The sequence below is a fragment of the Arachidicoccus ginsenosidivorans genome, from assembly GCF_007971385.1.
Taxonomy (GTDB): domain Bacteria; phylum Bacteroidota; class Bacteroidia; order Chitinophagales; family Chitinophagaceae; genus Arachidicoccus; species Arachidicoccus ginsenosidivorans.
Genome location: NZ_CP042434.1, coordinates 1445473 through 1468999, shown reverse-complemented (window position 1 = coordinate 1468999; position 23527 = coordinate 1445473). Strand labels below are relative to the sequence as shown.

17 protein-coding genes, 1 tRNA gene, 1 pseudogene and 1 riboswitch are annotated in these 23527 nt (G+C 41.6%); of the genes and pseudogenes, 12 read left to right on the top strand and 7 right to left on the bottom strand.

Features of this window, described 5'->3' with window-relative positions; genetic code table 11:
• The first annotated feature begins 338 nt into the window (after window positions 1-338).
• Window positions 339-2060: a helix-turn-helix domain-containing protein gene (locus FSB73_RS05990; RefSeq protein ID WP_146780569.1), complete on the top strand. Its 1722-nt coding sequence runs from the start codon at window positions 339-341 to the stop codon at window positions 2058-2060.
• A 112-nt stretch (window positions 2061-2172) separates the two neighbouring features.
• Here the strand turns inward: FSB73_RS05990 and alr are convergent, their stop codons facing one another.
• The 6 genes from alr to FSB73_RS05965 form a co-directional block, all read right to left on the bottom strand.
• Complete coding sequence (alr, locus tag FSB73_RS05985) at window positions 2173-3021, bottom strand: alanine racemase (RefSeq protein WP_262712513.1); 849 nt, start codon at window positions 3019-3021, stop codon at window positions 2173-2175.
• The gene (locus tag FSB73_RS26370; protein ID WP_262712512.1) at window positions 2937-3338 is read right to left on the bottom strand and encodes an alanine racemase; all 402 of its coding nucleotides are present in this window, start codon (window positions 3336-3338) and stop codon (window positions 2937-2939) included. The genes alr and FSB73_RS26370 overlap by 85 nt, the downstream gene beginning before the upstream one ends.
• Before the next feature lie 84 nt (window positions 3339-3422).
• Window positions 3423-4592, bottom strand: a complete 1170-nt coding sequence (locus FSB73_RS05980) for an amidohydrolase (protein WP_146780568.1) — start codon at window positions 4590-4592, stop codon at window positions 3423-3425.
• Window positions 4593-5205: 613 nt separating this feature from the next.
• Window positions 5206-6315 carry a homoserine dehydrogenase gene (locus tag FSB73_RS05975; protein WP_225974531.1) on the bottom strand — a complete coding sequence of 370 codons (1110 nt, stop codon included), beginning with the start codon at window positions 6313-6315 and terminating at the stop codon, window positions 5206-5208.
• A 6-nt stretch (window positions 6316-6321) separates the two neighbouring features.
• On the bottom strand, window positions 6322-7362 hold the full coding sequence (locus FSB73_RS05970) for a homoserine O-acetyltransferase family protein (protein WP_225974530.1): 1041 nt from the start codon (window positions 7360-7362) through the stop codon (window positions 6322-6324).
• A gap of 79 nt (window positions 7363-7441) precedes the next feature.
• Window positions 7442-8746, bottom strand: coding sequence for an O-acetylhomoserine aminocarboxypropyltransferase/cysteine synthase family protein (locus FSB73_RS05965; RefSeq protein ID WP_146780566.1), 1305 nt, complete (start codon window positions 8744-8746; stop codon window positions 7442-7444).
• 571 nt (window positions 8747-9317) lie between these two features.
• Window positions 9318-9434, bottom strand: a riboswitch (SAM riboswitch).
• A gap of 213 nt (window positions 9435-9647) precedes the next feature.
• Between FSB73_RS05965 and FSB73_RS05960 the strand changes: the two genes are divergently transcribed.
• From FSB73_RS05960 to FSB73_RS05930, 6 genes and pseudogenes are all read left to right on the top strand, one after another.
• Window positions 9648-9720: transfer RNA gene (locus tag FSB73_RS05960), tRNA-Lys, on the top strand.
• A 475-nt stretch (window positions 9721-10195) separates the two neighbouring features.
• Window positions 10196-11158, top strand: coding sequence for a hypothetical protein (locus FSB73_RS05955; protein ID WP_146780565.1), 963 nt, complete (start codon window positions 10196-10198; stop codon window positions 11156-11158).
• A 237-nt stretch (window positions 11159-11395) separates the two neighbouring features.
• Window positions 11396-11611, top strand: a complete 216-nt coding sequence (locus tag FSB73_RS05950) for a hypothetical protein (protein WP_146780564.1) — start codon at window positions 11396-11398, stop codon at window positions 11609-11611.
• Window positions 11612-12744: 1133 nt separating this feature from the next.
• Window positions 12745-13857 (top strand): acyltransferase family protein, encoded by a 1113-nt coding sequence (locus tag FSB73_RS05940; protein ID WP_146780563.1) that lies wholly within the window; start codon window positions 12745-12747, stop codon window positions 13855-13857.
• A gap of 379 nt (window positions 13858-14236) precedes the next feature.
• Entirely contained in the window at window positions 14237-15448 is a 1212-nt protein-coding gene (locus tag FSB73_RS05935; RefSeq protein ID WP_146780562.1) for a basic secretory protein-like protein, read from the top strand.
• A gap of 194 nt (window positions 15449-15642) precedes the next feature.
• Window positions 15643-16431, top strand: a pseudogene (locus tag FSB73_RS05930) (DUF6929 family protein); the annotation flags it as partial.
• A gap of 122 nt (window positions 16432-16553) precedes the next feature.
• Here FSB73_RS05930 and FSB73_RS05925 read toward each other — a convergent pair.
• Complete coding sequence (locus tag FSB73_RS05925; RefSeq protein WP_146780560.1) at window positions 16554-17225, bottom strand: hypothetical protein; 672 nt, start codon at window positions 17223-17225, stop codon at window positions 16554-16556.
• A 333-nt stretch (window positions 17226-17558) separates the two neighbouring features.
• Here FSB73_RS05925 and FSB73_RS05920 point away from each other — a divergent pair, with 333 nt between their 5' ends.
• The 5 genes from FSB73_RS05920 (at window position 17559) to FSB73_RS05895 (ending at window position 23434) form a co-directional block, all read left to right on the top strand.
• Window positions 17559-18482 carry a hypothetical protein gene (locus FSB73_RS05920; protein ID WP_146780559.1) on the top strand — a complete coding sequence of 308 codons (924 nt, stop codon included), beginning with the start codon at window positions 17559-17561 and terminating at the stop codon, window positions 18480-18482.
• 232 nt (window positions 18483-18714) lie between these two features.
• Window positions 18715-19482, top strand: coding sequence for an enoyl-CoA hydratase-related protein (locus FSB73_RS05910; RefSeq protein WP_146780557.1), 768 nt, complete (start codon window positions 18715-18717; stop codon window positions 19480-19482).
• 413 nt (window positions 19483-19895) lie between these two features.
• The gene (gene prpB / locus FSB73_RS05905; RefSeq protein ID WP_146780556.1) at window positions 19896-20786 is read left to right on the top strand and encodes a methylisocitrate lyase; all 891 of its coding nucleotides are present in this window, start codon (window positions 19896-19898) and stop codon (window positions 20784-20786) included.
• A gap of 4 nt (window positions 20787-20790) precedes the next feature.
• On the top strand, window positions 20791-21942 hold the full coding sequence (gene prpC / locus FSB73_RS05900; RefSeq protein WP_146780555.1) for a bifunctional 2-methylcitrate synthase/citrate synthase: 1152 nt from the start codon (window positions 20791-20793) through the stop codon (window positions 21940-21942).
• Between the two features lie 37 nt (window positions 21943-21979).
• On the top strand, window positions 21980-23434 hold the full coding sequence (locus tag FSB73_RS05895) for a bifunctional 2-methylcitrate dehydratase/aconitate hydratase (RefSeq protein WP_146780554.1): 1455 nt from the start codon (window positions 21980-21982) through the stop codon (window positions 23432-23434).
• Window positions 23435-23527 lie beyond the last annotated feature (93 nt).

The window sequence follows — 23527 nt, the reverse complement described above, 5'->3', positions numbered from 1 at the left end:
AGCAATGTCAGCAAACACTGAACAGATAGCAGGCATAAAACGGGATATAAAAAACAAACAGCTTGAGTAGCATAAGCGTCCTAATTGCATTTTTTAATTTCAGTAAAATTATGAACCTTTAGCTAATATAAAATGGCTTTATAAAACAGCACTTATTTGAAAATCAATTTATTATCGAAAATGCTACGTGCAAGAACCCGCCCCGATCAAAATACGACAATGTTTTGATCGGGGGCAATTCTTATTTTATGCCTTTGATGTTCAAAAAGCCATATAGTTTTTATGCAAGCATTGAGCAGCTTGCATATTTTTAATCTTTCTGAAAATACATATTATTGATGAAACGTATTTTATTGCTTTGGGGTTTAATACTTTTTTCAGTTTCGGTCTATAGCCAAAATGCTACCTCTTTGACAAAAGCTGTTCGGAAGATACATCTGGAATTGATTACTACCGACAACAGTGATAGGGCCATTACTGATAGCAAATTAGTTGCATTAAACAATCTTTATTACCAATCCATAAAACAGGGGTATCAACTCGGCATTGAAATTTGCGGTATTGATTTGATGAAGCAATATAACCGCAAAGGCGCTCATCAAAAGATTATAGAAATCGGCCAGCAAGTAATTGCCTCGGCAAAGACTTTCCGTAATTCAACTACAGCAACAGAAGTCCACCGCATGATGGGACTCGCTTATAGCGATCTGGGCTTTTATGCAAAGGCACTGGAAGAGTACCACCTGTCAATAGATGCTATATCGCAGGTCAAAACGGTAGATTTTCGTCATTATCTTCGTGCCATTGCATATGAGAATATCACCAGTTACTTTGAGGTAACAACTCAACATCTGGATTCCATGGAATATTATTACAGAAAGAGCATTGAAGAAGCCAAACTAATTTCTGATACCAGCACCAGACTGCCTTCCAACTATAAATTCAATGCGATATTATATCCCCACAAAGACCTGGCAGATTATTACCTGAACATCTGTAAGCCTCCCCAGCCACAAAAAGCCCAGCGAGAAATAGAAATAGCCTTAAAAATGAATGAAGGCTCCCATGGCAAGGTTATGATCAGCAATAAAATCGCATTTTTATCCACCTTGTGTCAGTGCCTGTTTAATCAAAAAGCCTATGAAAAGACAATAAGCTACGGAAGGCAAGGGCTAGACCTGGAATCCACAGCGCCCTCTCCATATGACAGGGTTAAGATTTATGAGATGTTAGCCAAGTCCTATCTCGCCCTAAACAATCAGGAAGGCTCCTCAAAATATATGAACCTATATACTGATCTAAAGGATAGCCTGCAAACCAGCGAGAAAATGCAGGCATCTGCTGCAGTAAATCAACTATTAACTTCAGCAAGTAAAACACATGCGAGGACCTCCCGACAGATTATTTTATGGGCATTAGGCGTCCTTTTTTGTATTATCCTGATTGTATATATCATCTGGCAGACCGACAGTAGATCCTTGCATAAAAAATATGCCTACTTATTACAGCAGCTGCGTGAAGAAAAGCATGCAGGGGAACAGAAAAAATTAGCTTTTGACCCCACTGGAGCGCAAATAACAGATGCCAGTAACCTATTACAGGACGATCTTCCCAATGATGCTATTTCAGATATTAATGGACGGGAGATTTCAGAACTCAGTAGCACTGATAAGGCAGGTAATAGTGGGATTTCAGATGAGACCCTTTCCAGGTTGCAGCTTAAACTCGAAAAGTTTGAACGTTCCCAAAAATACCTGAAACCGGACATCAATCTGGCTTACCTGTCCCATTACCTCGGCACCAACCCCACTTATCTGACCGAGCTACTAAAAGTGCAACGGGGCACAACTTATAGAAATTATATAAACGGACTAAGGATAGATTATATAAAGAAAAAGCTATATGAAGATCCTATATACCGGGAATATAAAATCACGCACCTGGCAGCTGAATGTGGCTTCGCTTCCAGGCAAGTATTCATCTCTGTTTTTAAAAAGCATACCGGCATGCCGCCTTCCTTTTACATTAATCGGCTTAAAAGTGAAAAAGATTTAAATTAACGGGCAGGATAATACAAGACTTGGTACGGATTAGATAAAAGCGTGTTTTCAGATGCTAATCAATCAAAACACAAATATGGAACTTGCGGCGTACCAAATATGGCTAAGAGGATTATTCACTGCCAACAGCAAAATGCCTGGGGATGTCCATTGGTAGCCGGGTAAGCAACTCATAATTGAGCTGATTGGAGAGCTCCCCAAAAGAAGCAACAGAAATCTCCAGATCATCCGCCGCCCCTATAAGGATAACCTCATCGCCCACCTTTGCCTCGGGAACCTGTTGCAAAGAAATAGCAAAAGAGTTCATATTAATATTACCAAGCACCGTTGTTCTGACCCCTTGAATAAGCACTCGCCCGGAGTTACTCAGCATCCGACTGTAACCATTACTATAGCCAACCGGTACAATGCCGATCAGCATATCCTCAGAAGCCTGATAGTTGGTGCCATAGCCAATAAATTCTCCCATGGCCACTTTCTTAATAGCCATCAGGCGGCTTTTCCAGGTAATAACCCGGTGCAGGTTAAAATTGACCAGCTTATTTTTTCTAAGGTATTCAATTTTAATTTCCGGGGAGGGCCAGTAGCCATATTGCAGAATACCAATCCGCACCATATCAAAGCGCATTTTAGGCAGCCGGATAGCTGCAGCACTGCAGCAAGTATGGGTTCTTTCAGGAGGTAAGCCAGCAGATAAGAACAATCTTCTGGCACGAATAAATTTGCGCTGTTGTTGCTCAATACGCAGGTAATTGGCAATACTTTCAGCGCCGGCAAAATGAGTACAAAGACCGCTAAGTTCAAAATTAGATGGATGGGCCAGCAAATAGGGAATGACCTCCTTTGATACCACCTGCATATTAAATCCTGTTCTGTTCATCCCTGTTTCCAGCTCAATATGTAATTTGGCAGGGATCTGTAGTTCTCCTGCAAGTTCAATGGATTGCCTGAGTCGGTCCATATCAAAGACAAAAAAGAAAAACCAGCTTGAATGACCAGTCTAAGTTCCCCGGGAGCGATATCGCCCATAATCATAATTTCTGTCTTTTCATCCTCGGTCACTGCTTTAACCCTGGCTGCTTCGCCAGTACTGAAGACCGAAAAATGCCGGACGCCCAGTTTTTCCGCCATCGGTACATAGGCCTCAATACCATGTCCGTAGGCATTTCCTTTCACAACTGCGGAAATGACAACATCAGGCCCCATTTCTCGATGCAAAAACGCCAGATTAAAAGCAAGCGCCTCTGGATTTAAAACGATTTTACTGGTGTGCTCCATAATAATGTAAATAGGGTCGATAGCAACTTAACCCTTAGCTTCTTCTAAATAACCAATTATAAAAACTAAAAAAGACTCCTTTAATTATTGACCGAGAAAATTTCTGAGTACTTTATCAAAAAGATTACTGGCCGGTTCTATTAATGCATCTACAAAATCATAGTCTGGATTATGCAAGGCAGGATGATGCTCGCCTGCCCCAATGCCAAACATAGCCCCTTTAAATTGCCGGGTAAAAAGGCCAAAGTCTTCCCCCCATTTCATGGGATGAGTAAGGTGCTGTACAGGCAGCCCTAAGGATAAAGCCGCAGCCTCTACTTGGTCCACAACTTCAGGGTCATTTTCATTGGCTTCAAATTGCTCCGTCCAGGAAGTTACAGTAGAGAGTCCGTAGTGCGCCCCGATTTTTTCAGCGAGTGCTTCGAGCTCCTTAGCCCTTTTATCCAGTAATTTATTTTCCCAACTACGAATGGTTAAATGCACCTCTCCATCCCCTGCGGTGACTCCATAGGACTTTTCACCCATATGCATATAAACAGGAGACACCAGAAAAAAGCCAGCGTTATTGGGATCAGCGCTGGCCATCGCCAACGCACTTTGCAAAAACTCCGCCATGGCAGGAGCCGCACAACGTCCGTTTTCCGGCTCCGCAGCATGGCTGGTATTTCCTTTATACTGAACGATAATGGAGCGGACGGCCGGCGTAAAATTGCCTTTTTTAAGCAGTATACAGCCCTTGGTAAACCCAGGAATATTATGTAGTGCTAACACCTCATCCGGCCCCTTGCCCTGGCGACTGACCACTTTTTTAAAAGCCGGATCTGCTAACACAGCTCTTGCACCTTCACCATTTTCTTCCGCCGGCTGGAATAACAAATAGGCCGTGCCATTAGTCAAAGGCTTTTGATGCAAGAGCCAGGCTAGCCGGGCCATGATGGCCATATGCCCATCATGGCCGCATTTATGGGATATGCCAGGATAGGTAGACCGGTGATCAAAAGTATTTACTTCCTGGATCGGCAAGCCGTCCAGCTCCGCCCTAATCAGCATGGACTTGGCCCTGGCCTGATCTGGATTAGCGCTTTTAAACACCAGTAATAGCCCTTTGCGGTCTACACCGATTTCATGGAGCTCGCTAGGCGCAAAAGGTTCGACAAAGGCCCGAACGAGTTCTCTGGTAGCTGCTTCATTACCCGAAGTATCCGGAAAGCGGTGCAGCATCTGTCTAAAATCGATAAAATGTTGTAATTCCATGCGTCAATTAATTTAATGCAATAAGGATATTAGCGCCTTCCAATAATTCAACAAAAGAAGCGTAAAGAAGCCAGCGCCATCAAAGGCTTTAATGTTTCGCTTCATGTATTTTTTAAAATATCTTGTATTTCTTGTACAAAGTGCCATTTGAGGCTGGCTAAAACAAATATACTCAAAAAAGTGCAGCTCAGCAATGCACGAAAGGTTAAAGCTTACTGCGGGAAGTAGTTGCTATAAGACTATACAATGCAGCAGGCGAGCTGGAAAATGGGAATATCCCAAATGCAAATAGCTAGACAAGCAAAAAAGCTTAAGTGATTTACTGCATTATTACAACAGTAAGCACTTAAGCTTTAATGTTATCTAAACCACAACTTATAAAACCAATTTTATTACCGGCAAAAAAACGGTCATTACGACCAGTAGCGATTGCCAGTGGCGACTGCAGAGTAAGCCAGCCGCTACAGATGAATCCCAGCCAGCTCCAGGCTACGACGTTTAGCGTTACGAGAATCAATCTCCTCGATAATACCGTCGGCAGCAAGGATCAGAGAAACGCCGTTTTCCTTCCACCAAGTGCTTTTCTGTAATTTAGCAAAATGGATAACCCCCGTCAGGTAGCTTCTTTCCAGTCCTGCATGCCACTCTTCAATCCATTCAAAATCTTCTTTCTGAATTTTTTAATATCATCAAAACTGATATACACCCTGACATAGAATTCACTGGTCAACTCCTTAGGCGTATGGTGATAGCGTTTTTTGTATTCATATTTGTACCCATAACGCAAAGCAGACACGTCACTCATAACGGCAGAACCGGTAGCCAGACTACCTGCACCCTTACCATAGAAAAACTGCCTGTCCGCAAAGCCACTTTCAATCACCACCCCATTGAACTCATTTTTAACAAAAGCCAGCTGATCATCAAGTCTGACGAACTCCGGCAGTACATACGCCGCTACTTTGCCATTTAGTAAAGTCTTGGCCTGTGCGACTAGTTTAATATCAAATCCTTTCTCCTTGGCCACCATGGCATCAGAGAGCTGGATATTTTGAATGCCTGAGAATAATACATGGTCAATAGTCTCAACAATGCCGTAGGCATGGTTGAGTAGAATAACCCATTTATTCACCGCATCGTAACCTTCAACGTCCAAAGAAGGGTCACTTTCTGCAAAGCCTAATTGTTGGGCCAGTATTAGTGCATCCTGAAAGCTGATTTTATCATCAAACATTTTAGTCAGGATAAAATTGGTAGACCCATTGACAACCGCACGAATAGAGTGCAAAAGGTCATTGTCATAATACTCTTCCAGATTACGGATCACTGGGATGGAAGCGCAGGCTGCCGCCTCGCATAGAAAAGGCTGCCCAGTCTCCTTTTGTAATTCCAGCAGTTCAGCCAGGTGTTCAGCCACCATCTTTTTACTGGCGCTAACAACAGCCTTGCCATTTTTAAGAGCCGTGCTAACGATCTCAAAGGCTGCGGTAGAATCATCAATCACTTCGACAATTACATTGATTTCTTTGTCGTTTAAGAGTACATCTTTATCTGTTGTAAACAATTCTTCCGGTGCGTTTCTTTTTTTGCCGGGATGTTTGATGCAGGATTTTTTGATGCGGGCGTTCAGAGAAGGCGTCTGTTGGAGGATTTTATAAAGCCCTTCGCCTACGACACCAAAGCCAAACATACCGATAACGATATCTTTTTGTTTGTTATTCATAAGGGTTTAAAATTTTGGGGTTAAGAACCGGGTTATTAATTTATCTATTGCCTCGAATTCCAATAAGAATCCATCATGACCATACATAGAATTAATGATATGTACCTCTGCATCTCTTATATGTTTAGCCAGGAATAACTGCTCATCCGGTGGAAATAGAATATCGGTAAATATGCCAATAATCAGGGTTTTGGCCTGAACCAGGCTTAATGCCTGTTCAACTGAGCCACGGTTTCTGCCCACATCATGACTGTCCATGGAGCGACTGAGTGCATAATAACTGAATGCATTAAATCGCCGGGCCAGCTTCTCGCCCTGATAACGCTGATAAGTCTCTGCCCGATAAATTTGCTCATCGACATTTTTGTCTATAGTATCAGGGCTAAAACCTTGTTGTGTCTTATTATAAGCCGTATAATCGCGGTAAGATAGTAAAGCGATGGACCGGGCGACCTTCATTCCATTATGGCCAGCCTCATGGCTTTTGGTTTTCCAGCTGCAGTCACTCTCAATTGCCATCCGCTGAGAAGCGTTCAGTGCGATACCCCAGGGAGAATGCTTGGCATTGGTTCCAATAGGGATAATGTTCTCAAATCGCTCTGGTTCCATAATAGCCCATTCGAGTAATTGCATGCCTCCCATAGAACCACCAATACCCAGCCAGATCTTGTCAATACCCAGATGCGCACGTAACTCTTGGTAGGTTTGAACCATATCTCTTAAGGTAAACAGCGGAAAATCATGATAATAAGGCTCGCCCTTATCTGGATTCGTATCCAAAGGGCAAGTACTGCCATAGTGGCTGCCAGGCATATTAACACAGATGATAAAATGATTTTCCGGGTCGAAGATTTTGCCTTCTCCCACCAGCCCGGGCCACCAGTCAGCAGCTTCGCTGCTGGCTGTCAGGGCGTGAAATACCCAGACGACGTTGTCTTTGTTTTCATTTAGTTTACCATAAGTCGTGTATTGTAAATGAAAGCTCGGCAATACTACACCACTTTCAAGGGTTATAGGCTGCGAGTGTTGGTAAATAAGTTGATCCACTTGTAAAGTTTGTTCCATTTGTATATAAAAGCAGGAAGACCCCTTCATCCTTTATAAAAGGACCTTCCTGCATTATTTGCTAATCCAGCGCAGCAATTGCCTGGCTGAAATCTTCAATAATATCATCAATATGCTCAATACCCAGACTCACACGGATCAGGTTGGGCAGCACGCCTGCTGCTTTCTGATCGGCTTCACTTAACTGTTCATGGGTAGTGGAGGCCGGGTGAATCACCAGGGTTTTAGCATCCCCTACATTAGCCAGTAATGAGGCGAGTTTCAGGTTATTGATCACTTTTGAGGCGCGCTCTTTATCGCCTTTGACCCCAAAATTCAATACACCGCCTGCACCATTAGGCAGGTACTTTTGTGAAAGTTCATAATAAGGGCTGCTTTCCAGGCCAGGGTACCAAACATATTCCACCTGATCATGCGCCTCCAGCCATTTAGCGAGTGCCAGCGTATTGGCAACCGTTCTTTCCATTCTAAGGGAAAGGGTTTCCAGACCCTGGGTAAGTAAAAATGAGTTAAACGGACTAGGAGCCGGTCCAAAATCCCGAAGCCCTTCCACCCGAGCACGAATGGCAAAAGCAATATTTGGCAGTCCAAGTGGGTTGTTGACCCCAAATATTTCTGCAAACTTAAGACCATGGTAGGCTTCAGAAGGTTCAGAGAATTGCGGAAATTTACCATTCCCCCAATCATAATTCCCGCCATCGATAAGTACACCCCCAATGGAAGTGCCATGTCCGCCGATCCATTTAGTAGCAGCATGGGTTACCACGTTTGCGCCCCATTCAAATGGGCGGAATAGATAACCGCCGGCACCAAAAGTATTGTCTACGATAAAAGGAATATTGTGCTTTTTAGCTACTGCCGCGATTTTTTCAAAATCAGGAATATTCAGTCTGGGGTTGCCCAGCGTCTCTAAATATATGGCCTTCGTATTTTCATCAATCTGCGCCTCAAATGCCTCAGGCTTGTCACCATCTGTGAACTTCACCTGAATACCAAAGCGTTTGAAAGAAACACTGAACTGATTATATGTACCTCCATATAAGAAGGGAGAAGAAACAAAATTATCACCTGCCTGTAAGATATTGGTCAGCGCCAGAAATTGGGCAGACATGCCAGAGGCGGTGGCCACCGCCGCCACACCGCCTTCCAGAGCAGCAATACGCTGCTCAAAGACATCAGTGGTCGGGTTCATAATACGGGTATAGATATTACCAAACTCCTTTAAGCCAAAGAGATTGGCAGCGTGTACGACGTCATTAAAAACAAAAGAAGTTGTCTGGTAAATGGGCACAGCACGAGAAAGCGTTGTTGGTTCAACGGGCTGACCTGCATGGACTTGCAGGGTTTCAAATTTTAGTTTACTCATGGAAAGTAAAATTTAGAAGTTTTAGTAAAAGAAAAATCAGAAAATACTATAGAAAGGGGGCAGCAGGTGCCAATAATTGGAGATAGCGCAGCTATTAAAGCTTATGCGCCCATACAAATACAACAACAGCACATTACTGGCATAATGTACATCATACGAATGACTTGTATATTTGTTGTTAATTGCATCTTTACCCCACAAATTTAATAGATTAATTTCCTAATTACCAAAAAAATCAAGAAAGATCTTATCCGGAAAACTTACAACTACTTGTAAATCTATTATAAAAGTCTATTAAACCATTATAAATCAGCACAAGGCTAACAAATACACACAGTAGTTGACCCGAGTAAACCAATAAAGAAGGGGAGAGCGGAGAAGCGGTAAGGACTACCTAGCACTACAATTTACCACCTAATGATTTATAACCCTAATACCAACAAACAGTGATACTATAATAAGGTAAATAATAACGCATAAAATAGCCAATAAAACAGCGCATAAAAAAAGCCTGCCAAGTCAGGCAAGCTCAAATATGATTAATTGAAACCAATGTTTTAAGTTTTACACTGACTTATCTACCCGATTAGTAAAATAAACTACTAAAACGGTTGGATTTGGCACCTTTCACTTACGTGAGGTTGCCAAGGCTTCATCGGGCCAATCCCTCTGCCTTTCTTGATAAGATACTTTAAAGAACTGCTGCGAAGGTAGGGTGAAAAACAGCACAAAAAAAATATTTTACAAAAAGCTTCAGAAAACCCAAGACAGTCAATTCGGCCCCACATTTAATAATCCTGCCAGAAGCCAATAAAACTGCGATTTTAGCCAGCACTCAAGGATATTTTTTTAATTGGTATTTGGAATAAAGGAAATATTTACTGAAATTGCAGCCTCAATTGACTCCGTAGCTCAGTTGGTAGAGCAGCTGACTCTTAATCAGCGGGCCCAGAGTTCGAGTCTCTGCGGGGTCACTTTATAATCAGCCACTTACAACGAATACGTTTGTAGGTGGTTTTTTAGTTGTAACATGTTTTGATACATGTTTTTAAAATCTGCCATTTTTTCTATCAATTTCTAGGAGTATCATAATGTTTAAACTTCACTTATACAATTCGACATATGGAATTCATTCAAGCTGAACCGATCTATAGGATATTTGATGATTCCATCTGAAACATATCTTCATTGAACCGCATTTTTGACACTTGGAAGCCGACAATATATTTAGGACAGAGGAAGAAAAAATATAGTTTGGATAATTCAAGCGAACCATAACCACAAAAATAAACTGAGAAGAAAGACATCAGAAGTATACTTTAGTTTTTGGGGAAATTTAATTAATGGGAATGAGATGATTATCGGCGTGCCGTCCTTTTGGCAACATTTTATAGATGGAGTAGTTTTGCATAATGAAAAATTGTAACTTTAAGTTTTAAAACTTGATTTATGAGCGATGAAAAGCCGTTGAAATGTTGGGCGGAAAGAGCCAATGGTTTTCTGGAACTGGATAATTATGGTGGAGAGTTTATGAGCAATAAGGAAGCTTTGGGGAAATTATTTAAAGATGAAGTTCGGTCTGAAAAGGATATTTGCTTAAGGCTCTATGTTCTTGATAGTTTGTATTCTACACAAATGAAGGCAATTTTTGGCTTTAAAGATTTGAGTGAAGAACTTTATAAATTACCCAAGACTAGAAAAGATTTAATTGAAAAAGGTAACGAATTCTTAGATGAAACCAGTAACAAGGACCATATAATAAATAAGATCTTTAATAAAAAATATGGTATCAGTAAAGCTGAGAATAGAGGAAACCAAGGAGACATATCAAATAATGATGGGCGCAATGCAGTCTCATTGATATCGAAATATCTTTATTTTGCTACAGGCTTCAAATTTCCAATTTATGACAGCTTGGCAAAACAAGCTTATAAAGCTTTAAAAAAGAAATATTTTGAAAATGACGAAGATTTGACAAGGGATATAGATCATGATGGTTTTGAAAAATATTTCACTTTAATAAATCTACTAAATAGCCAAAAAAAGTCTGGAATTGACGATTTTAATAAACTAGATAATTTGCTTTGGGCAATTGGTAAAATTCAGAACGGTAGTTTTTCTTATCTAATATCTAGGAGTCAATTTGCGAATTTAAAAGAAGCCTTTTATTATAAATTGCGTCAGAGTAATGATAGTGACCTCTATGTATTACAAGAAAAACTCGGAATACGAAAACATGAAATAACACCAGATATTAATAACAACGGGATAATTAAGAAAAAGGCAAGGTTCTCAAGCCAAGATTTTGATAATGGAATTAGGATAATGCTTAAAAAGGGTTTAATCGATATCCAAGATTGGAATTCCCAATTAAAAAAATTTATAGATTTTGTATTTGAACTTTCAAAATAATAATAAGAGCTAGATTTTGGCATACACATATTGTTTTTTTGAAACTTCCATAAAAAAATTATAGCATGATCAACAAAATAATGAAACTTAAGCAAACAAAAGGCAGTTGCCGATTTGCTTATAAGGATATCAACGAAATTGTGATCTTGGAAAAGAAAGTTGCGAAAGTAGTATCTTTAAAGAAGGATATTTCTGATGGTTCCAATAATAAATCTAATCCCTCTTAAAATATATATAATGGAATACCAATCATTCAAAGTTTGGAAAATAAATCCATCTAAAGAAGAATTAGATGAAGAAATTAATGTTTACAAAAATATACATGGAGAGGTCATCAATAGATGTATATTAAAAGTGGAGGACAATACTGCAATATTGATTGGAGATGATGGCCTAATAAAAGGGGTCTTTTCCTTGAATCATTTTTATATTAAAAATTGGATGGGAAATTAATGCAGTAACTTATATACTGCTCGCTTTGTTAGTATTTGGTTTGTTCGGAATTATCCAGGCTCGGCTGGAATCTTTTTTTGATCATAGGGGCATCACTGAATGCATGAACAAGGATGGATATGCAAGTATGGGCAATTAAAGACAACTACCGATTGGGGCGCGATATTAATTCAAAGTTCTGGCATTTGCTTTTGGCTTATCTGCTGAAATTGAAAGCAATTTGATTTTGCAAAGAACAAAGGACATCGTAGGCATTGACACAAAAAACAGAAGGCATCATTCTTGGAAGGCCCAAAGGTCGAAAATCAACAAAAACGATGCTACAGGCAAATAGCAACAAATAATGGGATTGTTTGATAAAAAAAGCATCTTATTCGGCTTGGGGCGACTGCTTGGTGTCATCCGTTTAACGGTATTTACCTTAGTTAAGATCGGTAAGTTTATCTAAAGTCTAAATAAACAATGAAATGCATTTGCCTTCCATTGTTTAATTTTCATTAGAGTCGAATAATTGTCAGAATCATCTCTCTATACATATTCGGTTTTAGCTAAAAGTGTCCTTTTAAATAGAGGCATATAAAACAGTAAAAAGAAATAAGGTGGATGAGACGCACTCCAATATAAAAAAACAAATTATATTAATAAAACAAATAATGAATGAAGAAGAGCTTCGTGAAGTAGGTACTATGAGAAAAATCGGAATTCCCGATTTTTCTACCAAACCCAGAAGCCTTCTCCGCTTGCATCAATGAATTGGCTGTGATGGACCTTCCCTTAATACGCTATTTGTAGACAAGTACCTTAACCAGTCACGAATATCATTATAGGTAGATCTGTAATTCTAACCAAAATTTTCGCTTAGGCTTTCATCCTAAACTTTACAGGTAGAAAAGTGCACAAGAATGCAGGTTCTATATCTATGACGATCCCCGGCAAAGGTCAATTGTTTTAACAGCGGTATTCAATTTCGGGCTACAATAAGAATAGCGCCTGCTCTGCATTCCCCGCCCCGCAATTTGAGACAATCTGCCTATATATTGATACAAATCCTATAATATTCAGTAGGTTAAAATCCTAAATTTATCTTTCTAATCATTATTTACATTTTATCCATAGCGCAGATTAATCGTTAAATGAATAACAAAAGCCTTTCAACAAAACCCCATTACCTGATTCTTGATGGATTAAGGGGCGTAGCAGCTATTATCGTTGTCACCTTCCATCTGACCGAACCCCTGGGCACCGGTCATCTGGACATCCTGGTAAATCATGGGTATCTAGCTGTTGATTTTTTCTTTTTGTTATCCGGTTTTGTAATAGGTTATGCCTATGACGACAGGTGGCCTAAGATGACCGTAGGCACCTTCTTTAAGCGTAGATTAGAAAGACTGCAACCCATGGTGATCCTGGGCATGACACTGGGTGCTATCGGCTTTTACTTTACAGATTCCGCTATTTGGCCCCTTATCCACACCGTCCCCCTATGGAAAATGCTACTGGTGATGTTCATAGGCTACACCGTTCTGCCCGTTCCACTTTCCCTTGATATCCGAGGCTGGCAGGAAATGCATCCCCTGAATAGCGTAGGCTGGTCCCTTTTCTTTGAGTACATCGCCAATATACTATATGCCCTCTTTATCAGAAAGTTCTCCAAAAAAGCCCTGAGTATCCTGGTGGTACTGGCCGCCATAGCGCTAGCACATATGGCCATTACCAGCCCCAATGGAGACGTTAGTGGCGGCTGGACCCTGAATACAGAGCAAGTCTATATTGGCTTTGTCAGAACCATGTATCCATTCTTTGCCGGACTCTTACTCTCCAGAGTCTTCAAACCCACCCACATTAAAAATGCCTTTTTGTGGTGTAGCCTGCTGGTGATTATCACCCTATATATGCCCCGCATCGGCGGAGCAGACCATCTATGGATGAACGGCCTTTACGAGTCCTTTTGTATCATTTTCATTTTCCCGCTTATTGTATATTTAGGCGCCAGCGGCATAGTCCATGGCAAAACCGAACACAAAATCTGTAAATTCCTGGGCGACATCTCCTATCCTTTATATCTAGTTCATTATCCACTCGTATACGTCTATGTAGCCTGGATCAGCAATAATAAAGGGGTCACCTTTATGGATGCATTACCCTATGCCATCATGATATTGATTGGAGGGATCATTCTGGCCTATGCCAGTCTTAAATGGTACGATGAACCTGTACGTAAATGGCTCAGAAAGAAATTTGCCTAAAAGGGGCCTATTATTGAATTACAACGCTAAGTATAAACAATGGGGTAGTAATATTGAATTAAGTAATCATATAAGAGAAAATAATATTTTCGGCTTTAAGATTTTAAAGAACAAATCGGCAAATAATAATAATAATAATAATAATAATAATAATAATGCAGGTAATAATAATGCAGGTAAACGGCTATTTACTTGGCTAAATACATAAAAACCATTAATTTAGATGGAGGATTATGTTTAAGACCTCTTAAATAGATATTGGATTAGACCTAAAAACCCGATGCATCGTATAAATGCTGGGCAGCGTTTACGCTGCCCAGTCTGATCAGCCATAAATAGCCTGTTTAGCTTTATTTTATATTATTAAAAAAAAAATCCCATGAAACACCTGAAAACCACCAAAAAAATTCTTTTATCCTTAAGTTTGATCTTGCTGCTGGCCATTGGTTGCAGTAAAGACACCGTCAGAAATCCAGGACCAGACCCAGATCCTGGTTCAGGCACAGATTCAGGATCAAATAATATCCCGGAACTGGATATCACGAGTAAAGCAACACTAACCGTCAGCAAGGACAATCCAGACGGACCAAATGGGGTAGAAGGATCCACAAAGTTGGTGGATGGTGATACCACCACCAAATTTCTTATAAAAGACTTTACCACCGCTAATATCGACTTCAAATTTGATAGCGCAAAGCTGGTTGCCTCCTATCAATTTACCACCGGCAATGACTTTGACGGCCGGGATCCCCTGGACTGGAAATTCTACGGATCAAACGACGGCAAATCCTGGACCTTACTGGATACCCGTATGGGTATGCAGTTCAGGCACAGAAGAACAAATTACCGATTCTATTTTAAAAATGACAAGTATTATACCTACTACCGCTGGCAAGTCGTAAAACTATACCAGGCAGATATGTTTCAGGCATCCGAGTTTAGATTATTCCAGATGCCGCCAGGTAAACAAAAACTGGCGCCTATCTATTGGGTAGACAGTACAGAAAAGGACGGATTAAAACTAATCTTTGTCAATCACTCAGAAAAAGAAAACCTGGCATATCAATCTGTACTCACCCATACCTTTTTCACCGTTTATCCTGAGTTGCTTAAGGAGTATAACCCAGAAGCCGTAAAAAGAGTCTATTTTATCATAGACCCCACCTATGACGGAGTAGCCTACTCCTTTGGGGATGTACTCGTATTTAGTTATGATTACATGGAGGGGCATCCAAAAGAAGGAGACGTCGCCGTCCATGAAATCATGCATAAAGTTCAAAACGGCTATAAAGGCAGCGTTCCCAGTTGGCTCATAGAAGGAATGGCTGATTATGTCCGCTATCGTTACGGAATTGATAATCCCGACTCCTGGGCCCTGCCAGATTACAGTTCCAGCCAAAATTACGATGACAGCTATAGAGTAACCGCTAGATTTTTAGTCTGGATAGAAAACCACAAAGAGAAAAACTTTGTAAAACTACTGGATACGGCCCTTAGAAAAGGCACAGATTATAAAGACTTCTGGATCCAGACACTTGGTAAATCCATTGATGATATTTGGACAGCATATGGGGAAAGCCCTGCATTATAAACCTAATTCAATCCTAAGTACAAACGTACCACAACCCTCATCACAACCTCTTAAAGCGGCCTAGATTTTATCATTGAGATGGATATCCTATCACCGATTATATGGTTATTTAGCATTATAGGTTTTAGTGCAGCATCAGGGCTCCATTATGAGCCGTCTCATAATGGGGCGACCCGTGCAGGGGAAGTGTATACGTAATCGCGGACAACAGCCCCTATCTTTATCATTATAATATCCGGCAGGAAACACTTGGTAAAATCCTTTTAGACAGCATGCAAAAAGAAGGCCTAGTCGCAAAATCTGAAAAAGATGACCTGGAAGCTATGTGTGATCTAGGCGAAACCATAGTAATGGTGGGGTCGGGATCGACCCCCACCAGAACAAAAGGGTTTATTTTTCATAAAAAGACGCAGCTTGTTGAAAAACTAAATCTGGGTACGCTGTACACCCAGTTACGCCAGGCCGGTCAGCTCAATGAGCAAAATTTTAATATTGAAGCTGTCGCCTATAAAGAGCACACCTGGTATTTTCTAAACCGAGGCAATGGAGATAAAAACCGGAACGTGGTATTTACCTTCAAAGCAGATAGCAGCCTTAACCTCCCCCAAAAGGAGCAGTTATTCATAAAAGCCCACCACATCAAATTGCCGCCCCTGGATAATTGCCCCAGTGGATTTTCAGATGCAGTTATAAAAGATGACCGCCTTTATTTTCTGGCTACGGCGGAAGATAAAGCGAGTAATTATGAAGACGGCATAAACAAAGGCACCTTTATCAGTTACCTGGACATCCATAGCTGGAATATAGGTCTGGTTCGGCGCCTTTCCAGAACCAAAAAGCTGGAAGGGCTAACTTTATATACCCAAGGAAACATAGAAGGGAACGAAAAAACTACAAGCTTTTTATTATGTGAAGATCCAGATGATGCCACAAAAACGATTTGTCCCATTTATCAATACAATTATAACCCGAAGATCCAGTAAGTAATTCAGGAGCAACACTAGGACTAGGATTAAGACTAAGAATAGGACCAAGACCATGCCCGCACTTATTCAATCAATTAAACAATAGGGGGCGCTCTTAGTATTAAAGCTATTAATAAAGCTCAATATTCAAGTTCAAAGGTATAATAGCTGGCCACCCCATTCATATGGGTTGAGAGCTTAAAGGTATGATCGGTTTTGCTTAATATTTGATAACAATAAATATCCCCCGGCATACTGAGTAGTTGCTTGTATTCATTATTACTCTCAATAAACCTGCTTTGAAAGGTCTGATCATTAAGCCTTTCAACACTGAGCTTAGAATAAGTATTATTGGCCATGGAGTCTATCCAGAAGTCCTTGTCCAAAGTTAAATGCACTACTGTGCTATCCGTGTCATGATAAATAAATTTATTATGTGTCCAAAAAGAAGCGCAATCTTCCCGACTGATAGAAGAGGCGGGCATTTCTGTACTATAAGTCCAATATTTACTTTTTGGAACTTTTTTTATTAAATATTGGGCAATAACACTACTATGGTGAATCATCCTAATTAGTAGCAGAACAGGCAAGGTTTGAAGCTGTTGTTTTGTGACAGCATATTCAGGCTCTTCCAACTGCTTGGTTGTTTTGGTAAAATATTGCACAAAGGACGCACTGTCAAAATTGCTGATATGCTCCGTTATATAATCACTCATGGCTACACTTAGAGAATCCACAAATATTTGATACTTGGTTTGCGAGATGCCATGCACGGTTATCAACAAAAGTAAAACACATATTATCTTTCTCATATGGCTTAGTTATTTATGGACATTCATGATAGAAATAATTTTTAATATTCAAAAAATAAAAATAGTCGATTGGTTTCACAAAAATAGGGATTTATGTATATGCAAAACGTTTATATGGAATCAATATTATAGCTGTATTAATAATTTTTTTTTGGAGTCAGTTAATTTCTGCCCCAATATTTAATTCGCATTCAAGGAATCCCCTTATATTCGTAAGGCACTTATTTTCAATGCATAGATTCAATTAGAACGATTTTTAAATTTGAATCAAACGTCGTTTGAAAACGTAAATCATCAATGCAATTAAAACCTAAAATCAAATATAAGCTAACAATGAGAAAAATGTTTTTACAGGCCGCCATGATACTAGCTGGCCTTACCATCACGTTCATGCTACCCTCCTGCGGTAAAGATGATACCCTGGGCAGCCAAAGCGGCATCCAGACAGGAGATACAACAGTCGGTATTTATGTGGGGTACAACCCAGTAACAATGAACTCGGCCCTTTATGAGCTTCGATTTAAATACAATCACCAGGTAGCTACCGATATAAGCGCTGTCGTTCGCTTTTATATACATAACAAAAGCCAAAAGGATATTGCGTTCACTATACCCGCTGGCAATCAAAATCCAAAGTCAGAAATAAACGGCCAGTATCTAAACAACTGGATTTATCCTGGAGGAAGCACCGATACCGCGACAGGGTTGCAAATACCAACGCTCATCAATGCCTCCTGGCAAATAGACTCCGTAAAAATTATAGGCGTGCATACTGCAGATAAACACTATGGATTTAATGTACTCGGTAAAAATGATAGCTGGTCAGCCTATTATAAGGTACAAAACCCCAAAACCTCCATAGCGTTTAGCTATAATAACAAGCCGCTTCATTTTGAAAGCTTTGATTTTGAGGCTGGTGGCGCAACCTATTCAAACCAGTTTCAAAATTATTCCTTAAGCTATTTTAACAGCCAAATACAAATAATTACAGACAAGGCCGCCTATCCCCTCCAGTCAGGCATGGAGATAGATATACCCTTTATGCTCTTTTTTGACCAAAAAACCTATGGCGGGGAATCTGATCATCCAGACGGCTCCAATGATACCTATTCAACCATAAAACTAAAAATCTCCAATGTAACAGACAGCCATTTTGATGCAAGTTTTGAAGGCAAGCTCTTCTCCAGCAGGCAACCCGATACCCTGTATATTACAGAGGGGCTGATCAAAAATGCAGCACTCCCGGCAAAGCAGTAGCCGAACTCACTTCAACCAAATCAATACAATAGCCACATATGGATATTGTCACAGTAGAAGCAGTAGGGGCAGTACAGGCCGTACAAGCAGAAAGACGGGTGACACAGCTGAAGACGCCATAAAAGTTGTAACTTTCATCCGCAATGGCAATGGCTATGACAGTAAACGCAAGACCAACTGTCAAAGTCACCTGCAATACGAAAGAGCAACTTTTTAATTGGAAAGAATAAAGATGGAAACCACAAACCTATTAATAGACATTAAGGACAGGATTCAGGTGATTACGCTTCACCGGCCAGAAAGCCTCAACGCTCTAAACAAAGAAACCTTGTCGGAGCTTAGCAGTCAACTAGATGAAGCCCAGCAAAACACCGATATACGCTGCATTATCCTGACAGGATCCGGCCAAAAAGCCTTTGTGGCTGGGGCAGACATCAAAGAATTTGCAGATTACGGTCAAAAAGAAGGACGTGAGATGGCGCTCTCTGGGCAAAAGAACGTCTTTGATAAAATAGAAAACCTGTCCAAACCGGTTATTGCAGCGATTAACGGCTTTGCCCTGGGCGGTGGTCTGGAGCTCGCCATGGCCTGTCATATCCGTTATGCGGCAGACTCGGCCAAATTGGGCCTCCCGGAAACCACCCTGGGGCTAATTCCAGGCTATGGCGGCACGCAGCGTTTACCGGCACTGGTAGGTAAAGGCCTTGCCATGGAAATGATCCTCTCGGCCAAAATGATAACCGCCCAGCGCGCCAAAGAAATAGGCCTGGTCAATGCCGTATTTCCACAAACGGAACTCCTGGAAAAAACCATGGCACTTGCCAGCATTATCACCAAAAATTCACCACAGGCCATTCAGGAAGCCATAAAGGTTATTAACAGTGCCGGCACAACTAACGGCTACCAAAACGAAATAGAAGCTTTTGGACGGCTTTTTGACAGCACCGATAAGAAAGAAGGCGTGACTGCCTTTTTAGAAAAACGCAAACCCGCATTTTGATTAGGCACAGATAAAAGTACAGATGAATATATAAATAGAAGTACAGATGAAAATACATAGGCATAGAACGCATATTAAAACCGCATAATAATCCAGCATAATAATCCAGATTCACCCGGCGCCCCAAGCAGTGCCTGATGAATCAATTTTCTGTAGGGTAACTATCCAGGTAATCTGGCTGCCTGCACATTCCTTCACCTACCTTTACAAAACCTTACATACCCTTATACATCTGCTAACACTTTTTTTCTCCATAAAAGTGCTAACCCAGCAGCCTCATCCAACAATCTTCTCATTTTCTTAATGGATCTGTGGGGCTCCATATATTATTTATGCGTACATTTGTTAGCATTGGGCGAGGGCCTTTTAACTATAATTATTCAATAAAAACATCGTAAAATTTAAAAAAATAAATGGCGCATAATCATTCCAAAGGATGGGCATTCAGGCAGGCAATGGAAAAGGAACAGCCCCTACAAGTAGTAGGCGCAATTAATGCCAACCATGCCTTATTAGCTCAGCATGCAGGATTTAATGCAATATACCTGTCAGGCGGCGGCGTAGCCGCCGGTTCCTTAGGCATACCCGATTTAGGTATTACTGGCCTGCAGGATGTGTTAATCGATGCTGACCGTATCACTAGTGTCTGCAACCTGCCCTTAATGGTAGATATCGATACTGGTTTTGGCGCTTCTGCCTTTAATGTAGCCCGCACGATTAAGACCCTGATCAAGGCAGACGTGGCAGCGGTGCATATGGAAGATCAGGTAGGTGCCAAAAGATGCGGCCACCGGCCAGGCAAAGAGCTGGTGGCAACAGCAGAGATGGTAGACCGTATCAAAGCGGCTGTCGATGCGAGGACAGATGAACATTTTGTGATCGGTGCCCGCACTGATGCGCTGGCGGCAGAGGGAATAGAGCGCGCCCTTGAAAGAGCAGTCGCCTATAAAGAGGCCGGGGCGGATTTTATATTTGCAGAAGCCGTGAAAAGCCTGGATCAGTATACCCAGTTTAGCCAGGCTACCAGCCTGCCTATTTTGGCAAATATCACAGAATTTGGGCAGACACCGCTTTTTACGGTAGAACAGTTAAAAGCGGCTGGCGTATCCATTGTCCTTTATCCACTTTCCGCCTTCAGAGCCGCCAATAAAGCAGCCGAGAATGTCTACCAGCATATCAGAAGTGACGGCTCGCAAAAAGCCGTCCTTGAAACAATGCAAACCCGCGATGAACTCTATAAAAGCATTGACTATTACGAATATGAAGCGCACTTAGATCAATTATTCCAAAAATCAAAAAAATAAACGCATGTCTGAATCTGCACCTACAGCCTTTAAACCCAAAAAAAGCGTCGCCCTGTCTGGTGTACCTGCCGGTAATACAGCGCTTAGTACCGTAGGCAAAAGCGGCAATGATCTTCATTACAGAGGCTATGATATTCTAGAATTAGCCAGCAAGGCCAGCTTTGAGGAAGTCGCCTATTTACTGATCTATGGGGGCCTGCCGACACCTGCGCAGCTGGCGACTTATCAGACAGAATTAATAGCCGCCCGGGAACTACCGATGACGGCCAAGACGATCCTAAAAAAACTTCCATTAGTCACCCATCCCATGGATGTGTTGCGCACCTACAGCTCTGTTTTAGGTTGTATTCAACCAGAAAAGGAAGGACATAATCTTGCCGGTGCAAGAGTGATAGCAGACAGGCTTATGGCCTCCATGGGCTCCGCCTTATTGTACTGGTACCATTATTCAAAAAACGGCCGGGAGATAGATCTGCAAACGCCGGAAAAGACCCTGGGCGGTCATTTTTTGCACCTGCTGCACGGCAAGGCAGCTGCTGACAGCTGGATAGAGGCCATGCAAATATCCCTAAACCTATATGCCGAGCATGAGTTCAATGCCTCCACCTTTACCGCCAGGGTAATCGCAGGTACGGGAGCAGATATTTACTCTAGCATTGCTGGTGCCATTGGCGCACTCAGCGGACCCAAGCATGGCGGCGCCAATGAAGTGGCTTTTGATATTCAATCCCGCTATACCAGTGCCGATCAGGCAGAGGAAGATATTAAAAAAAGACTGGAGAAAAAGGAAGTCATCATAGGTTTCGGGCACCCTGTCTATACGATAGAAGATCCCCGCAGTAACGTGATTAAACAGGTGGCTAAAAAATTATCAGAACAGGCCGGTGATACAACCCTGTTTGACATTGCAGAGAGAATTGAAAAAGTTATGTGGGAAGAAAAAAGAATGTTCCCGAACCTGGATTGGTATTCGGCTGTTTCCTATCACCTGATGGGTATTCCCACAGCTATGTTTACCCCGCTTTTTGTTATTGCACGCATGACAGGCTGGTCGGCCCACGTCATAGAGCAACGCCAGGATGGTAAAATCATCCGACCCAGCGCCAATTATACCGGTCCGGAAAACAGGGCCTATATTGCCATTGAAAACCGTTAATTATATTCATCAACACAATTACGTTCTAAAAATAAAAATGAGCACAACTATCTCCAATGAAAGACCACCTGTAGATCAGGTACTGGTGGACATCGCAGACTATGTCCTGCAATACAAAATTGACAGCGAAAAGGCCTTAAAAACAGCCTTTTATTGTTTTATAGATACCCTGGGATGTGGCTTTGAAGCCCTGACTTACCCTGCCTGTACAAAGCTATTAGGCCCAGTGGTGCCTGGCACCATTGTGCCAAATGGCGCCAAAGTGCCCGGTACCAATTACGCGTTGGATCCTGTGCAGGCCGCCTTCAATATAGGTGCCATTATCCGTTGGCTGGATTTTAATGATACCTGGCTGGCAGCAGAGTGGGGACACCCATCCGATAACCTAGGCGGAATTCTGGCAGTGGCCGATTGGATCAGCAGAACAGCTATCGCTAAGGGCGAAGCCCCGCTAAAAGCAAAAATTGTTCTGGAAGCCATGGTAATGGCCCATGAAATTCAAGGCGTACTGGCCCTGGAAAATTCATTTAATAAAGTAGGACTGGATCATGTCCTGCTGGTAAAAGTAGCTTCTACAGCCGTTGTAGGAAAACTATTGGGACTCACAAAAGAGGAGTTGATTAATGCCATTTCCCTGGCATTTGTAGACGGGCAGTCACTTAGAACCTATAGACATGCGCCCAATACAGGCAGTCGTAAATCCTGGGCCGCCGGCGATGCCACCTCAAGAGCAGTACGGCTCGCCCTAATGGCCAGAACAGGAGAAATGGGGTATCCATCTGTACTCACAGCACCCGTATGGGGTTTTTATGACGTGTCCTTTAAAGGACAAGCCTTTAAATTTCAAAGGCCATATGGTAGTTATGTGATGGAAAATATTCTGTTTAAAATCTCCTTTCCGGCTGAGTTTCATGCGCAGACAGCAGCAGAGGCGGCCATGACCTTACACACAAGGTTAAAAGAAGCCGGTAGAACTCCTGAGGACATAGCCGACATAAAAATCAGAACACATGAGGCCGCCATCAGAATTATTGACAAAAAAGGCCCTTTAAACAATCCGGCAGATAGAGATCACTGCATCCAATATATGATCGCCGTGCCCCTGATATTTGGTCGCCTGACAGCAGAAGACTATGAGCTGGGAGTCGCCAGCGATCCCAGGATTGACACCTTAAGAGCCAAGATGCACACCGAGGAAGATCCGCAGTTTACCAAAGACTATCACGATCCGGAAAAAAGAGCTATTTCTAATGCACTGACTGTTACCTTTAAAGACGGGACAAGCTTACCGGAAGTCGTAGTAGAATATCCCATTGGCCATCCCAGAAGAAGAGAGGAGGGTATTCCTAAACTGATCGAAAAGTACAAGCAGAACCTGGCTAGAATCTTTCCTGCAAAGCAGCAGGCAGCCATCCTGGAAGCCACCATCAGCTATGACCGGTTTATCCAGACAGATATTCAGCAGATAGTAGATTTAATGGTGAAACCTTAGGAAGCCCGCTTATCAAAAAACAGTAAAAGTAGCAGATAAGAAAAGGCAAGGATAAAAAGTAAAAAAAATGAAGCGCAGCAGACAAACTGTAAC